Source organism: Rhodopirellula halodulae, assembly GCF_020966775.1.
In the GTDB taxonomy this organism is placed as follows: Bacteria; Planctomycetota; Planctomycetia; order Pirellulales; family Pirellulaceae; genus Rhodopirellula; species Rhodopirellula halodulae.
This window is the reverse complement of record NZ_JAJKFV010000008.1, coordinates 1-16,659: the sequence shown is the minus strand read 5'-3', so window position 1 is coordinate 16,659 and position 16,659 is coordinate 1. Positions and strand designations below refer to the sequence as shown.

The 16,659-nt window shown below is 56.9% G+C and carries 8 protein-coding genes; 4 read left to right on the top strand and 4 right to left on the bottom strand.

What is annotated here, in order from left to right:
• Positions 1-45: 45 nt before the first annotated feature.
• Entirely contained in the window at positions 46-1,068 is a 1,023-nt protein-coding gene (locus LOC70_RS06375) for a hypothetical protein (protein ID WP_230252626.1), read from the top strand.
• Positions 1,069-1,192: 124 nt separating this feature from the next.
• On the opposite strand, the gene LOC70_RS06370 is transcribed toward LOC70_RS06375, so the two are convergent.
• A complete protein-coding gene (locus LOC70_RS06370; RefSeq protein ID WP_230252624.1) occupies positions 1,193-4,390 on the bottom strand; it encodes an FG-GAP-like repeat-containing protein in 3,198 nt (1,065 codons plus the stop codon).
• Between the two features lie 155 nt (positions 4,391-4,545).
• Entirely contained in the window at positions 4,546-5,991 is a 1,446-nt protein-coding gene (locus tag LOC70_RS06365) for a hypothetical protein (protein ID WP_230252623.1), read from the bottom strand.
• A gap of 44 nt (positions 5,992-6,035) precedes the next feature.
• Here LOC70_RS06365 and LOC70_RS06360 point away from each other — a divergent pair, with 44 nt between their 5' ends.
• On the top strand, positions 6,036-7,097 hold the full coding sequence (locus LOC70_RS06360; RefSeq protein ID WP_255715622.1) for an extracellular solute-binding protein: 1,062 nt from the start codon (positions 6,036-6,038) through the stop codon (positions 7,095-7,097).
• Positions 7,098-7,477: 380 nt separating this feature from the next.
• The gene (locus tag LOC70_RS06355; protein WP_255715627.1) at positions 7,478-11,938 is read left to right on the top strand and encodes a PVC-type heme-binding CxxCH protein; all 4,461 of its coding nucleotides are present in this window, start codon (positions 7,478-7,480) and stop codon (positions 11,936-11,938) included.
• A 211-nt stretch (positions 11,939-12,149) separates the two neighbouring features.
• Here the strand turns inward: LOC70_RS06355 and LOC70_RS06350 are convergent, their stop codons facing one another.
• Together LOC70_RS06350 and LOC70_RS06345 are read right to left on the bottom strand one after the other, a co-directional pair.
• Complete coding sequence (locus tag LOC70_RS06350; RefSeq protein ID WP_230252618.1) at positions 12,150-13,307, bottom strand: AraC family transcriptional regulator; 1,158 nt, start codon at positions 13,305-13,307, stop codon at positions 12,150-12,152.
• Positions 13,308-13,578: 271 nt separating this feature from the next.
• Entirely contained in the window at positions 13,579-14,709 is a 1,131-nt protein-coding gene (locus LOC70_RS06345) for a baeRF3 domain-containing protein (RefSeq protein WP_230252616.1), read from the bottom strand.
• A 453-nt stretch (positions 14,710-15,162) separates the two neighbouring features.
• Here LOC70_RS06345 and LOC70_RS06340 point away from each other — a divergent pair, with 453 nt between their 5' ends.
• Positions 15,163-16,497, top strand: coding sequence for a hypothetical protein (locus LOC70_RS06340; protein ID WP_230252614.1), 1,335 nt, complete (start codon positions 15,163-15,165; stop codon positions 16,495-16,497).
• Positions 16,498-16,659: the final 162 nt, after the last annotated feature.

Here is a 16,659-nt window from a genome sequence, read left to right as displayed (position 1 = left end):
CCTCCGCCCATCTGTTCCTTCACTTCCTGTCACAAGAGCGACTGCATGCTTTCCCGCCTCACTTCGTTTCTTCGCCCATCTCGATTGGTTATCGCTGCTGGGCTGGCCGCAACTCTCGGTGGCTCCGTCCACGCGGAAACCACCGTGCAAACCGTGCTGCGTGGCTTGGTCAATCCGTCCAGCGTCAGCTTCAGCCCCGATGGCGAACTGACCGTTTGCGACGCTCGTGGAATGGTGGTTGTCCTAAAAGGCGACAAACCAACCAACTACATCACCGGTTTCGACACCGAACACTGGAAGTCCAACGACGAAGGCAAGAAGTGGTACGCCGTCGGTCCTTTGTCAGCCGTTTGGTCCGGTTCCACGTTGGTGGTCACTGACGCTGGGAAAGCGGACGGCGAAGAAACCTTGTTGCTCTTCGACGGTGGCGGCAAAGCCGATTCAGGAACAGCCACCAACGCCGTGCCACCGACGTCAGACGATCCTGCTGACAAAGGCGAAGGCAACTTAACCGGGATGAGTCTGAGCAAGGACGGGAAGACCGCCTACGTGTGTGGCCAAGGCTTTGACGGCAAGTCATGGGTTTTGTCGGCGGACATCGCTTCGAAAAAGCTGACCCCATTGCTGTCGGCTGATGAGAATGGCATCGAAGTCAATTCGCCAATGCAAACCGTGGTCGCCGACGATAACACGCTGTACGTGCTGTATTCCGGCAAAGGCGGCGAAGCAGGCGGCTTGATCGTGAAGTGGGATTTGGAAACCAAAAAGCCAACCGATCAATGGACGCTTCCTGGTGTGGTCAATCCAATGGGACTGGCACACATGGAAGGCAACCAATTCGCTGTGGCGGAAAACAACTGGTCACTCAATCAAACCAATGCCGGCCGAGTCTTGATCGCCACCCTCGGCGAAGCGGACGACGCCGAAGTGGAAGAAACCGGCGTGGTGCTGAATGGTCCCGTCGCCTGTGCCTTTGGTCCCGACAAGCGTCTGTATGTCTCGCAATTGGGCGAAGAATTCGACAAACCCGTCGGATCGGTGGTCGCGATTGAAGGCCTGAACGACTGATCCGTTCGGCGATGCAATTCTCATCGCCAACGTCGAAAAAGGCATCACCCGTTGAGGCCCGCCTGGCAGCGATTGCGGCTTCGCAAATCGTAGTCATACACCTCGACGGGTCATCGATGAACAATCACTCGTCGGTCCAGACTTCTTGTCCCTCGACCACCAAGTAACGTTGGTCGACGGCGAGACCTTCGAGTTGCTGCTTGGTCCCATCCGGCCAAGTGATTTGCACGTCGACTGGCTCCTCCATCGCGGCCAGTCCCAGATGGACGATCGCTTGGTTGCTCGCCGCGTAGCCGCTCCCCGCGTTGAGCTCGGCAACGCTTGGTAGTGGTGTTCCCCGGACTTCCACGCGAGTCCCAATGGCCAAACGTTCGCTATCTCGAGCGGTCAACACAAACTGAATCCAGTGCTGCTGCGATTCAGTTTGGTTCTCAAGCAACGCCAACGGGTCATGCAGGTCAGACAACAACGCGTCCAAACGTCCGTCCCGGTTGTGATCGCAACGCGTCATGCTGCGTCCGATGTGAGGCTCACTCCAGTACCCGCCCACTTCTGACTCCATGTCAGCCTGTTCGAAGCGATCGCCCAGGTTCACCAGCACCTGAGTCTCCATCTGAAAACGCAGCAACTGGTGCGTCAGATCTTCGATGTGTCCGTTGCCAATCAACAGATCCACCCAACCGTTGTTGTCGTAGTCGATCCCCTGCGTTCCAAATCCGACGTGTCGATCGCTGAACCGGTCCAAGCCAAACGCGATGGCGACGTCTCGGTACATTCCCGGCGATGTTTGCTGGTACAGGTTCAACCATTCGTCGTACCAATTTGTGACGACCAAATCTTGGTACCCGTTGCGATCAAAGTCAGCGGCAGCAACTCCCATGCACGCCGTTGTCTTGCCCTGCGAACTGGTCGCCAAACCAATCGTTTCCGCGAATTGTTGGAGCTGGACGAGGTTGCCATCACGCTGGACTTTCCAAAACTGGTTGGGGCGTGAATCGTTCGCGACGAAACATTCCAGTCCCGGTGCCCCGTCCATTTGTCCGACGATCACCCCCAGCCCTGGAAAGGCATCGTCGCCGATTTTGGGCAACGAATGATCCAGCAGCGGATCGCTCTCTTCGTCGTCCGTGAAGTCATTCTCTCCGGACGTCGGTTTTGCCGACTCTTCTCCGAAATTCACTTTCGCATCACGTCGGAGCGTCACGCCATTCACCCTGCCTCGCGGCCCACCCAACCAAAGACGATCCAACGCCGCGCGAAATCGGTTCGGACCGGGCAGGTTGGTGGGCAAGCCCAAACCATTCGTTTCCACGGCTTCGTACATGCGCGGGTCTGTGACGTAGTTGATCTCGATCAAGTCCGGCAACGCGTCGCCATCCATGTCCGCCATTGCCAACGAGGACGTGAACGACTCGGCCGTCCATCCGATCGCTTCGCTCGCTTCCCAAAAGCTTCCATCGCCCTGGTTCAAAAACAATCGATTGCGACCAACATTCCCCACCACCAAATCGTCAAACCCATCTTGGTTCCAATCACCAACCGTCAGCCCCACGCCGTACCCACGATCATCGGCTCCTGCCAAAGCCGTCACGTCTTCGTAGGTGATCGATGCCTCGCCGCGTAAACCGCGAAACAGATGATTGGGTCGCGTCCCCGCGGACTGCGGAGCCTCCCCCGATGCCTGATTGACGTAAAAATCGACCTGTCCGTCGCGGTCGAAATCCAACGCTGCGGTCCCTGGTCCCAGCGATTCATGCAATCGCATTAGCTTCAGCACGCGTTCGTCACGGTTGTAGAAAACCGCGTCCAAACCGACCTCCGGCGCAACGTCGACCAAACGCGGCGGAACATACGATGATTCATTCGGCATTCCGGATCGCTTGCCATCGAGCTGTTCAATCGATCCGGATTCCAACCAAGCCAAATCCACTGCCGCGAATTCCGTCGGACGAACGCCAGCCAATTGTCGGTCGAGAATCTCGTCTTCGCTGATGGCTTGCCATTGTCGACACAGCTCCCGCACTTCATCGGAGGTTCCCCATTTGCCACGTTGGCGTTTGGCAATGATTCGACGCCACGCACACGCCTGGTCCACTTCACCCAACTTCAACAGATCGGCCACCAGGAACTTTCCCGCTCGCAAGTCATCTGGCTGGCCGGGTCCAATGGCCAAGTAGGCTTCTCTCGGGCCGGCCAACAAATACCGGCGTTCATCAACCGCCTCTGCCAAATCAACCTTGCCATCCAGCAATAAGGCCGACGCGAGCAACTCGTGAGCTCGATCAGAAGTCGGATCCAACTTCATGGCGGTCGCAAACGAATGAATCGCCTCGTCGAGGTTCTGCTCGTAGCTTGCCTCCGCACCCACCGCCATCCAGAACGACGGGAAGGATTTTAAATCATCGGCCGACTCCTCATAGCGGCGCGCCTGCAACAAAGTGGCACGCATCCGATCAAAGTCCTGTAAATCGGAATAGGCGTACGCCAACAACGCATGGGCCTGAAGCGTCGGCTCCGTCTTCACCACCTCTTCGAGCAACCCAATGGCTTCGCGGGTTCGCCTTTCGATCAGCGACTTCCACGCCGCGTTCAAACCGCTTTGCGAATCAGCGTCGTCCTGGTTCGCGTCGGCGGGCAGGTTCCCTTCCATCCGCAACCGTTCCAACTCGACTTCCTTTGCGAACGCCTCTCGAGTCTTCGGTGGCTGAGTGACGTACAGGAGGCTTCGCAAGTGCTCTTCTGTCGCGACGGAACGTTTCACCATCAAACGTAGTTGTCGGCCCGCTTCAATTCGACGTCCCACACGCTGCAGGTCACTGATCAACTGATCGCGAATTTGATCGGCAAACGGGTCATTCGCGACGCTTGGTTTGGCCAGCAGCGTTTTCCAAACCTCGATGGCTTCGTGAGTTCGCCCCACCTGCCGCAGGAATTCGCCTCGCTGTCCCAAAGCCGCGATTCCGAACTTGGCGTCTTCGTCCGAAACGTTGCTCAGCATCTCGATCGCGTTCTCGAGATTGCCATCTTCCGCCTCCACGCGAGCCATCAAAAACAACCCGGCCGGATGCGACGGCTCCACGACCAACAGGTCCGTCAAATAACGTTTCGCGTTCTTCCAATCGGCCTGCGTGACCGCCTTTTCAGCTTTGCGAAGCAACTCGTTGGGTTGTGCTGCTGCCTCGCTTTCCTCCAGCTTCACCTCCACCTTTGGCACAATGCGTTTGGGCTCGCTCTCGCGACATCCAAGCATCACGCACAGCAACAGTGCGATGGGCCAACGAAGAAAGGGAACGATTACTGGATGAACGTCGCGAAATTTCAAAACTGGCCTACCCGTCGAAAAGATGTCTTTCCAATGAGACGCTCATCATACCCCTCATCGTTCGTCCGCCCGTCGATCCATCAGGCTGTAAATTGCACACCGGCCGACAACCCGCTGCGGGCGACGATTGAGAACCCAACCACCAATCGTCTGACTCAGCGAACCGGAACAACCTTCACTTGATAGCCCAACGCGGAATCACTTGCGATGGGCTGATGATCGATCGGCAAATTGATTCGCAACAGCACCCACGACGGTTCGCGAATCAAGACCTCTTGGGAACCTTGGCTCACCAACGAATCCTCCGCGTCAGCGTCCGAATTTCCCAAAGCAATTTGCCGAGCGACATCGGTCTTCGTGATCACAGATTGAATCTGCATCGGCGGCAACGTGCCCTGGTCGGGCGATGCAATCGGCAGCACACAAACTTGCAATTGCCCCAGCGGTGCCCCGCGGTGAAATTCAATCGAGATTCCCGCCGGGCCGCTGATCCAATCCCTGGTCACTTGGCATTGCCCGGAAGCCGCGAAGCGCAAACGTGCGCCGCGAGGGAACCACTGCCCGGTCGAATGCCAAGCTTGGTCGGATGATACTCGCAGTGCAAACGGAGCCCCCGTGGCTCGCGGATCCGACGTGGACAACGCGATGCGGTGTCGCGACCAATCGAATCCGTAATCCAAGTCATTCAGCAACAAACGCCAACGTGCGGACAACACCGGCCAGTCTTCCGCCACGTCGCGATAGAACTCCGATGTGAAGGCTTCGCTTTGGTCAGCCCCGCGGCCCGCCGCCTTCAAAAAAGCTTCGCGTGACTCCGGTGCTTGACTGAACAACGAAGCCGCCGCCCAACACCATGTGTAAGCCTCGACCTTGCCATTCAGCTCCATCGGCAATTTCAAAACACTTTTCAACGTCGGCAACGAATTCGCGTCTCGATCGCGAGCGACAATTTTGTAGCGTCCCCAACCCGGCGTGTCGGCTCGATTACGAGGAAACTGATTGATGGTGAACGGATCCATCGACTGAGCCAGCAAGGTGCGTGCGGGCTCTTCCGATTCAGGGGGCAAACGCTTGGGAACAATCACGCGTTCACGGTGCAGTGCCAACAACTCCGCGGTCCCCTCCATGTACCAACTCGGTCCGCCCGCACCGAACAACTCAAATGCCAACGAGTGCACGCCTTCGTGCAAAACCAGGTGGCGGTTGTAGTAACGAGTGTCTTGGTAACGAACCCAGATGGTGCCCGGCGATGAAAAACCATGGCGAAAGGGAGTGATACTGGCGGGCAACGCTCCTCGCTCGCGAAACGCATCGACGTTCCGCATCAAATAGCCATCGATTTTCCAGTTCTCTAAACGGGACTCGGGAATTCCCCAGAAAGCCAACCATTGAGGAACCGCCGCATCAAATGATTGCGTCAGATCCTTCAGCAATTCTGGTTCGTTCACATCGCTGGCCAGTCGCAAGTGTTTGCTTTCTCGGACGATCCACTCCGTGGGATTTCCGGCGTCGCCGTCCTGCGCAAAAGCCTCTGCACCGCTAAAATGGAACAGTCCTCCGATCGCGATCGCGAACAGGAAACGCGAAAATCGAGATTGCATTCCTTGATCAGTCATCCCTCCAGCGTACTCGGCTCAACGTGTCCTTGAAAACTGTTTGGCTCTTCCGTCGTTTGTTTTCCGCAATCCTGGTTGGCTTGGGCGGCTTGTTCGCCAGCATGACGTTGGGAATGACCGGTTGTGTGTCTCGTAGCGAATCTGACGTGGTCGTTTATTCCGCACTGGATGAAGAATTCGCTGCGCCCATCCTGGCCTCCTTCGAGCGATCCACCGACCACGAAATCGGAGTGATTGGCAAGTTCGACATCGAATCGACCAAGACTGTTGGACTGGCGAACCAATTGATCGCGGAAGCGGAATCGCCTCGTTGTGATTTGTTTTGGAACAACGAAATCATGCACACGGTCAGGCTGCAAAAGCTGGGACTGCTCGAACCGCATGACTGGGATGTCCCGTCGACTTGGCCGACGGACATGCTTGCCAGCGATGGAACGTGGTGTGGTTTCGCGGCACGTGCACGCGTCCTTTTGATCAACACGGACCTGTTGGCGCAAAAAGAAAATTGGCCCAGCCAAGTTGCGGAATTGGCGGACCCCAAATGGTCGCAACGATGTGCGATGGCGCGTCCATTGTTTGGCACCACAGCGACCCACTTCGCCGTGCTTCGCGATTTGCTAGGTCCGGATGCCGCGTTTGATCTTCTGCAACAAATCCATGACAACGCGGTGATCCTGTCAGGCAACAAACAAGTCGCTCAAGCTGTCTCGTCGGGCAAGGTCGCATGGGGTTTGACGGATACCGACGACGCGATCATTGAAAAAGACTTGGGTTATCCGGTGGCGATCGTCTATCCCGATCAACTGCCCGACCAACCCGGCACCCTTCGCATTCCCAACACGTTGGCTCGCATCAAGAATTCACCTCATCCGATTGCCTCCGGTGTCTTGGCCAACTTTCTAATGACACCGGAAATCGAGGACCGATTGGCAATGGGGCGCAGCAGCCAACTTCCAATCAGCAAAGACTCCAAGTTCCCGCCCGCGGTGTTGCCCGATGAACCCGTGCGTTGGATGCGAGTCGATTTCGAAGCCGCCGCCGAAGGCTGGGACGAATGGGCGAAAACCCTCGCCGACCTCTTCGCCAACTGACACCGGTTCATATCTCGAAGGACAACTTTCGAAGGGCCAGCTTCCAAAGTCGCACAACCCGACCAAAGTCGCGGCGATATCTTCCATCGTGTCGGGTCGAGCCAACCGGTTCGGTCGCTTCGAACTAACCTTGGCAATGATCCTTAGTCAAAGACAGCCAACCAATCTTGTTGGTGAACTTCACCCGTCGTGAAATAACACACCCGGCGTGCGTGATTTCTCATTGCTCCGTGCGGTCCTATGTTTAGCATCAGGACAATGAAGTGGTGCAATGGGGATGTGCTTCCCGTTGGAACCACGCGTGTGCCTGATCGACTACGTCAGGAACCCCACTTCCCTCCGATCCATCTGCAATGCGGCACGTCGTGTCGTCCCTTCCTATGATGAACCGCGCCATCCGACTTCTGGCTTTGCTGGCACTGAGTTCGTTGCCATTGATTGGCAACACAACGTTTGCGGCAGAGTCTCAACGACTGCAAGTGTTGTTTCTTGGTGACAACGGTCACCACCAACCCAAGCCTCGCTTCGACGAACTGCAACCCGTCATGCAGTCCAATGGAGTTGACCTGACCTACACCGATGACGTTTCGGTTTTGCAGTCGGAGCAACTTGCGAACTACGACGCTTTGCTCTTGTACGCAAACATCGACGAGATTGCTCCCGAGCATGCAAGTGCTTTGTTGACGTATGTCGAAAACGGTGGCGGTTTCGTTCCGCTGCATTGTGCCTCGTTCTGCTTCCGAAACAACCCGGACGTGGTCGCCTTGATGGGGGCCCAATTCCAACGACATGGAACCGGCGTCTTCCGAGCAACTCCCGCCAAGGCCAATCACGAGTTGATGCAGGGTTTTGGTGGCTTTGAAAGCTGGGACGAAACCTACGTCCACCATTTGCACAATGAGAAGAATCGCACGGTCTTGGAATACCGAGTCGATGCGTCCGGTCGTGAACCGTGGACATGGATTCGTGAGCACGGGAAGGGCCGTGTCTTTTACACCGCATGGGGTCACGACAGTCGCACTTGGACCAATCCAGGTTTTCACAATCTGGTCGAGCGTGGCATTCGCTGGGTTGCCAAACGCGATCCACAACAAGCCGGTGAATTCGCGGACGCCGCGTCGTTCCCTGTCCCCGAGATGACATCGCTACCCGAAGGCGACAAACCATTCACCTTCACCGACGTCGGCGCGAAAATCCCGAACTACACCGCTGGTGAAAAATGGGGTGAGCAAGGTAAACCCAAAACGCTGATGCAAGACCCGCTGCCCGCGGAAAAATCGATCGATCGTTATGTGACTCCCGAAGGCATGCAGATGAAACTGTGGGCATCGGAGGACGATCTAGGCGGCAAACCGATCGCGATGACCTGGGACGAAGAAGGCCGATTGTGGGTGTGCGAGACGATGGATTACCCCAACGAACTGCAACCCAAAGGCGACGGCCGCGACCGCATTCGAATTTGCGAAGACACCGACCACGATGGCGTCGCGGATAAGTTCACCCTGTTCGCGGAAGGCCTCAGCATCCCAACCACGTTGGTTTGCTACCGCGGTGGAGTGATCGTTCAAGACGGCCAAGAGACGGTTTACCTGAAAGATGTCGACGGCGATGACAAGGCGGACTTCCGCCAAGTCTTGATCACCGGCTGGGCTCTCGGTGACACACACGGCGGCGTGAGCAACTTCCGCTACGGTCCTGACAACTGGATCTGGGGCATGCAGGGCTACAACGCTTCGCGTCCCGTAATCAATGGCGAGCGACAACAAGGTTTTCGCCAGGGTTTCTGGCGTTTCAAAGTGGACGCAGATCGCAACGGTGAAGCCACCAAAATTGACGGTTCGAAAGCCTCCGATGACTTCTCCGAGCACACCGTGAAGGTGGAGAAGTTGGAGTTCATGCGAGCGACCAACAACAACACTTGGGGACTTGGTTTCTCGGAAGACGGTCTGGTCTTCGGTTCGACCGCCAACCACAACCCCAGCAACTTTTTGCCCATCGCGAACCGCTATTACGAACAGGTTCGAGGCTGGTCGCCACGCACGCTGCAGATGATCTCGGACAGTCACCTGTTTGATCCGATCACGGAAAACGTTCGCCAAGTCGATCATCACGGTGGCTACACCGCTGCCGCTGGTCACGGTCTTTACACCGCTCGCGAGTACCCGCAAGCTTGGTGGAACCGCACCGCGTTTGTCTGCGGACCGACCGGTCACTTGGTGGGAACATTTGTGCTGACACCCGATGGAGCCGGCTTCAAGAGCACCAGCCCCTTCAACTTGGTGGCCAGCGACGATGAGTGGGCGGCGCCGATCATGGCCGAGACCGGTCCGGACGGCTACGTTTGGGTGCTGGATTGGTACAACTACATCGTCCAACACAACCCGACGCCTCACGGTTTTGAAACCGGGCGTGGGAACGCGTACGAGACCGACTTGCGTGACAAGCGACACGGTCGTGTCTATCGCGTGGTCACCAACAACGGCGAATCCGCATTGGTACCCGCACTAACCGCTGACAATGTCGCTGGTTTGATTGACGGGCTTCAACACACCGCGATGCCAGTTCGCTTGCAAGCCCAACGCTTGCTGGTCGAAATGGGTGAGATCGACGCGGCGACGGTTGACCAATTGCTCGCATTGATCGCTAACACGGATGTCGACGCCATCGGTTTGAATCCCGGTGCGATCCACGCTCTGTGGACCCTGGAGGGCTTGGAGCTGATTGGTGCAAATCACGCGAACGTGGATGCTGCTGTACGCACCGCACTGTCGCATCCCAGCGCGGGCGTTCGCCGTGCTGCGGTCACCGTTCTCGGAAGCACCGAAGAGGACCTGCAATCGTTGATCGAATCGGGCACGCTGAGTGACTCCAACGCTCAAGTCCAACTCGCCGCGTTGCTGAAACTCGCCGAACCCTCCACGCCAACGATCGATGCGGTGATCTCCGCAATTGTGGATTCTTCGGAAAACCTCGGCGGCGATCGCTGGTTGCTCGATGCTTGGACCAGTGCCACCGCCATGCATTCTGCTGGTGCGTTGCCCGCGGTATTGGCATCCGCCACAGACCAACCACTTCCTCGTTCTGTCCGACAACGTTTATCGGTGATCGCGGAACACTTCGCTCGATCACAACCCGACGCCGCGGCACTGCAACAGTTCATTCAATCGGTCGCCGCCACGGACTCCAGCAACGCATCCAGCGTTCTGCAGGGCCTGGCAGCCGGTTGGCCGAAGGATCATCAAGTCGAATTGTCGGATCAATCCGAGCAGGATTTGGTATCTTTGTTCGACCAAGTTTCCGTGGACGAGCAGAGCCAGTTGGTTCGATTGTCGACCAAATGGGGCACCGCCGCGCTGACCGAAAAAGTCGAGGAACTCGCGGATCAACTGCTCGAAAAAGTCCAAGACGGATCGTTGAGCGATCGTGATCGCATCAGCTCGGCTCAGCAATTGGTTTCGATGCAGCCTAACAGCGAAGACGTGGTGTTCGACCTGCTTGAAAGCATCGGTCCACAAACCACCCCCGCCACAACCCTGGGGATTCTGGACGCGTTGAAAAATAGCCGCAGTGAAGAATTGGGCGGAGCCTTGGTTGAACAAACCGCCGCCTCCACCCCATCGGTTCGCGAAGCCATCATTCGCGTTTTGCTTTCCCAACCCAACACCACGCTGGAATTGATCGAGAGCATCGAAGCTGGCGATTTGCGAATGTCGGATTTGTCGTTGAACCAACGCCAAGCGTTGAACAATCACCCGGATAAGTCGATCAAGGAGAAAGCGCAGCAACTGCTGAAAGCTTCCGGTGGAGTTCCGACGGCAAACCGAGTCGCTTTGCTCAAGGATTGGTTGCCAGTCGCACACGCGAAGGGTGACGCGACCCTGGGTGCTGCGATTTTCAAGAAGCATTGTGCGAACTGTCACCGACACAGTGGCGAAGGTGCCGACGTTGGCCCCGACCTCACGGGCATGGCGGTTCACCCGAAGGAAGAATTGCTGACTCACATTCTGGATCCCAATCAAAGTGTCGAGGGCAACTTCCGAACGTTCGCCGTGCTGACCACCGAAGGTCAAGTCATCACCGGAATGCTGGGCGGCGAATCGCGAACGTCGATCGAATTGATCGATGCTCAAGCGAAACGTCACACGATCCTTCGAGAAGAGATTGAACAGCTCAACGCATCCAGCCAATCGCTGATGCCGGAGGGCTTCGAAAGCCAGATCAAACGCGAAGAGATGACGGACTTGCTCGAGTTCCTGACGGCTCGCGGCAAGTACACTCCGCTTTCGTTCTCGGGGATTGCCACGGCGGTCAGCACCCGCGGCATGTTCAGCGATGGCGACAACGGACCGGACCGGATCATCTTCCCCGATTGGACGCCGAAGAAACACAACGGTGTTCCGTTCACCTTGGTCGATCCGCAAGACGGACGCGTTCCGAACGTGATCTTGTTGCACGGACCACAGGGTACAAAACCGCCGTTGATGCCCAAGCAAGTCCCATTGGTTTGCAACGCAACCGCGTCGGCGATTCACGTGTTGGGTGCTGTCAGCGGATGGGGATTCCCCTATGGCCAAGAAGGCTCGCACACCGCGACTATCCGTCTGAATTATGCCGATGGGACGGTCGAGGATCACAAACTGCTCAATGGCGTTCACTTCGCGGACTACATTCGTCGAGTCGACGTGCCCCAGTCCGAATTCGCGTTCGATGTCCGTGGACAACAAGTTCGCTACTTGAAGCTCACGCCGAAACGCCAAGAACCGCTGAAGACGATCGAGCTGATCAAAGGCGACGATTCCAGCTCGCCGATCTTCGTCGCCATCACGGTCGAGTCACCATGATCGGTTGATTACCGCCAAGTGTCGTTCAAGCAACAACGCCATGGATCGCCCAGCGGTGGTCCATGGCGTTTTCTTTTTCGGTTTTAGAATCGCGGTTCCGGTCCCACCGACTGACGAAAACAACGCTATCGCAAACTTCACGTCGCAGCGTTATCGGTGCAGAAAAGCTTCGTCCTTCACCGGAGAGGCGAGACCAACGAACCGGTGGTCGTTAGATCTTGCGAAACTTGCGACGGTAAGTCGCTGGGGGATGTCCCATGGCGCGACGGAAAGCGACGCTCATGTATTCGTGGTTTTGGAAACCTGTTCGACGCGAAATTTGAACAAGCGTTAAATCGGTCTCGATCAAAAGATAGCGAACTCGCTCGATTCGCCGCCGCGTGATCTCTTGGTGAGGCGTTCGGCCCATCAGTGCTAAAAAACGACTTTCAAACACTCGCCGTGACAAAGGAACCTTCTTCACCACATCCTGGACGTTGATCCCGTCGCAACAATGATCGCGAATGAATCGCACAGCCGCCGCGATTTCTGGATCCTTGATCGCCAGCACGTCCGTGGACTGCCGCGTTGCAACGCCCAACGGTTCGATCAAATGCGGCTCCGCTTTGACTTCCTCGCCATTCATCATTGCATCAAGCAGTGAAGCGGCTTCGCGCCCCGTTTGATGGGCGGCGGGGACGACGCTCGACAATGGTGGCGTGCACAAATCACACAGCAGTTCGTCGTTGTCGACGCCCAGCAGAGCCAACTCACTGGGCACCTTGATGCCATGCAAACGGCACACGTCGAGGATCTTCTGAGCCATGATGTCATAGCAAGCGAGCACACCGATGGGCGGCTCAAGCGAACGGACCCAATCTGCTAAACGATCGCGTTCCTTCCGCAGCGAATCCGGATCGGATGCGTCAACTTGAAAATCGAACGAGTGACACTGGAAACCATCGTCCAGCACCCGTTTCTCGAACGCCCTGTTCCGCAATACCGACCAATTGAATCGCGACTCACCACAGAAGGCGAAGTTCTCGAAACCGCGTTCGCGAAAATGCTGGTAAGCCAATTCGCCGATCTTGTGATCGTTGGTTTCGACCCAGGGGATATTCGGAATGGTCCGAGCGGCACTCACATCCACCACCGGAATCTTCAGCTTCCGAACGGTCGAGGCAATTTCCTCGTTTTCAATTCGAGCGATCAATCCGTCGCCATCCCACTCCTCCAACCAAGGTGGAGGCGCCGCGCCACGTTCCTGTTCGACCAAATAGATCGACCACAAATCATGTTCGTGGATGTAGGATGCGATTCCTCCTAAAAGCCCGCGGGCGTATGCGTTGGAGGTCTCGATGAGAAGGGCAACTGCTTTCTGTTCAGGCATCTGTTGTTCGGAGCGATGAACGCGTGCGAGCAAAGGATAAGTTCTCGCGAATCGGAGGTCGGAACGGACCAGCCGAAAGCCAACCTGCTCCATGTCGAGCTCAATCATAAACGATCGGCACTCACCCCCTTCGTGAAAACAGACAACTTACACGACATATCTCACGGGCATTCGGAGCCCGCCTGACTCGATCGAAGCAACTCTCGACCGAGTCAATCGCTGATTTGTCACCAACCCTTGGCGACTGGCTGACAACAGTGGAACGCTCCGATTAGAAACGATAGATCGCAGCCACCGGTTGTCCGGCCGAAGCCTTTTGCAGCCGACGAATCGTGCCGCCTGAATTCAATGTCAAACGAACCGCCGTGTTGACCAAATCTGTTGAAGCGGTCTCATCCAACGTGACGCTGTGTTTTGTTGCGTCGCAACGTCCGGGAATTCGCGTGTCCGCTCCCAGCAGCAGCGTGTCAACTCGGCCATCCAATGCGGCCAAGACAACTTCTTCTACATCGCTCGACCCCAAATCGCCGGCGAGGGATGCCCCAAGACGATCGGCCAAGACCTCATCGTTGGATTGATGGTGCTCTTTCGCAAACGCGGTGATCCTCGCATCCAACTGCGAGTCGCTCAAAGCATCAGGGCTGACGTGAATGCACTGCGTGATCTCCACACCCTCGGCCGCTGCCTCGAAGTGGCCAGCGACTTCTTCCGTTGCAAACGCGACCAATTGCAGGTCGGTGTTGTACAGTCGCTTTTGCACCAACTCACCAACGCGGGAAAGATATGCGTGTCGATCGGCTTCGATCTTGTCTTCCCCTTCCCCGTGGCCGTGGTACATCACCGTCTCGGAACCACCGGCACCAAATGACTCATGCGATGAGTATTGCAGTTGCTTTTCGGGGTCTCGTTCAGTGACCAGCTCGTCCATCGTCACCGGGAACACTTCGTCCTTCACTTCGACGCTGGTGTGCCCATCCGATCGAAACAAACGAGCCCGCTCCCACGACAATGCCAAGGTCATCAAGTTCGTTTCCCCACAAGCCACCGATGCGATGGGGCGAATGTTGAACTCATCGCTCAACGTCACTGACTCACCCGGATCGTGACTCAACATCATTCGCTTCTCGGTGCCCTCTGAAACGTAGATCGCAAGCCCAGCGGACTGATGCTGCCAAAACGTTGCATCGTGCTCGAGTTCCGCCAAAGCCTCCAACTGTGACAGGATCGGACTTCCCTTCTTATTCGCCAACTCGATCGCCTGTTGGATCAGATTCTTAAATCGAATGGGATTTTGATTGGTTTCCCGACCGGACTGATAGGTTCCCATCAGGATGGACACGCAGTCGCCATTTTCGTTGGTCAATAGTTCGGTGAGCTGCGACTTGTTCGGAAAAGCGATCATGACATGACATCCTTTTGCTGAGGCCAAAGTGAATTCTGATGAACTGTAGAGGGCCGCAAATCCAATGCCAGCGATCTTTTCGGCCGCCATCGCACGATGCCTCGCGGTTTCGCTCGCTTCATGAATCCCAATGGTCCGCCAGCTCAAAAAGCCGGCGACGTTCTCGGCCACCGCATCGTTGCACCAATACAGGGCGTGTTGGTCGATTGCCCATCACCCAAACCGACTGCGGTACACTGGGCAGCCTCCTCTCTGAGTCTTTTTTCTGAGTCTTGTTGGGTCACGTGATCGCCGCCCGGGTCGTCTGGCACACTTCGTGCAAACGGTTGTGGACAACGCCATCGATGTGATGGCCTGGAAGCTTCGCGTTGATGATTTGCCCGTCCGCATGGAAGGCAGATTCGCGTCAGCTTTCCGATCACCCATCAAGCTCCAAACGCTTCAGGTCTCGTCATGCTGTCGCTCTTCAACAACTCATCCTCTGATCACCTTCCTCGAGCCGCACGCATCAAACGGCTCGGACTCGCCTTGACGCTTGCGGGAGTCACCTCGTTCAGCAGCGTTCCCGCGTTGGCACAAGACGCCGAGGTTTCCGCCACTCCGGCCACGGCGACTTCACCCGATTCCAACGAAATCAGCGATTGGGCTTTGGCCGGAGTCATTTGGAGCGACGCCAGCTTGGTTCGCAAACTCGCATCGGAAGCTCGGGAACGCACGGACGAACCCAAACGTGCCCAGGAACTTGATTCGCTGATTCGTCAGACCAGCGAGGTGATACAGTCACTTGAATCGTTCGGATGGAAACTTCGCAGCCAGCAAGCCGTCGCCACCCGCGGCCCGGCACCGGCCGAGGACAGCACTTCCGCGGAAGCGATGCCCAACACAACGACGCCCAACACAACGACGCCCAACACAATGCCAAATCCCGAGCAAGTCGGTGCGGCTTTGAAGGAAGAGCTTCGTCAAACGCGTCCGGAACTCGCTACCGATTCAAAGAATTCTTCGGCTCGCAATTCGAAACGATCGACCGCGGGATCGTCACGGACCGGCCTGGAACGCTTCGACACGCAAACTCCCGCGGGCGTTGATGATCCCGGTGCGGACGACGAATACCGTGCCGCCCGCACACCGGTCGACGTCGACAATTATCGGGTCGACGATTACGTCGATGAAACGGGCCGCGAAGCTCGCAACCGAGCCGACGCGGTCGAAGACGGTGTGGAGGGAGCAATCGCTGCCGCGTCGGGACGACTGGGCATGGGACGCGGCCTCGGTGCTCGCATCAGCGAACGCGAGATCCAAACGCTCTCCGCCACGCTGCCTTATTCGGACGACTCCATTTACGACGCGGACGACTACGATCCTGATCGCGACTACCGAGTCGACAATCCACTGGCCGCAGACTTGGAGGCCGAAACCGGGCGTGACCGCGGCGACCTGGATGACGACATTAGTCGCGACGCCGATCCCAAAGAGATCGATGGCGAAGACGAGATGATCGCGGACATGGCGAACAGCCCGCGAGCCAGGGTGGCACCGCAACCTCAGCGGCGAAGCAGTTTGCAGCGTTTCACCACCGAAGAAGTCGTGCAGCAACGAGACGCCCAATGGGTCCAGTTTCAGCTCGACACCAACGAGTTGGTCCTGCGTCGGTACACCACCACCGAGAACCTCCAGCAACGCACCAACGATGCCGTGACCAAACTCAAAACAGACGCGAGCGTCGCTTGGGACACGACCAAGAACGAACAACTCAAAGCCGTTCTTGAAACGATCAGCAAGTTCTGATCGAACGGCCCCGATCGTTCCGCGGGGTGCAAAGCAATGCATCTCGCTGCGATGTTGACAATCGAGTAGGGTGAGCCAGCGGAGCGACCGCTGACTCAGCCCTCTCACAGAACCGTACGTACGGGTCCGTATACGGCTCCTGTCTTACCTGCCTAAGTTGCC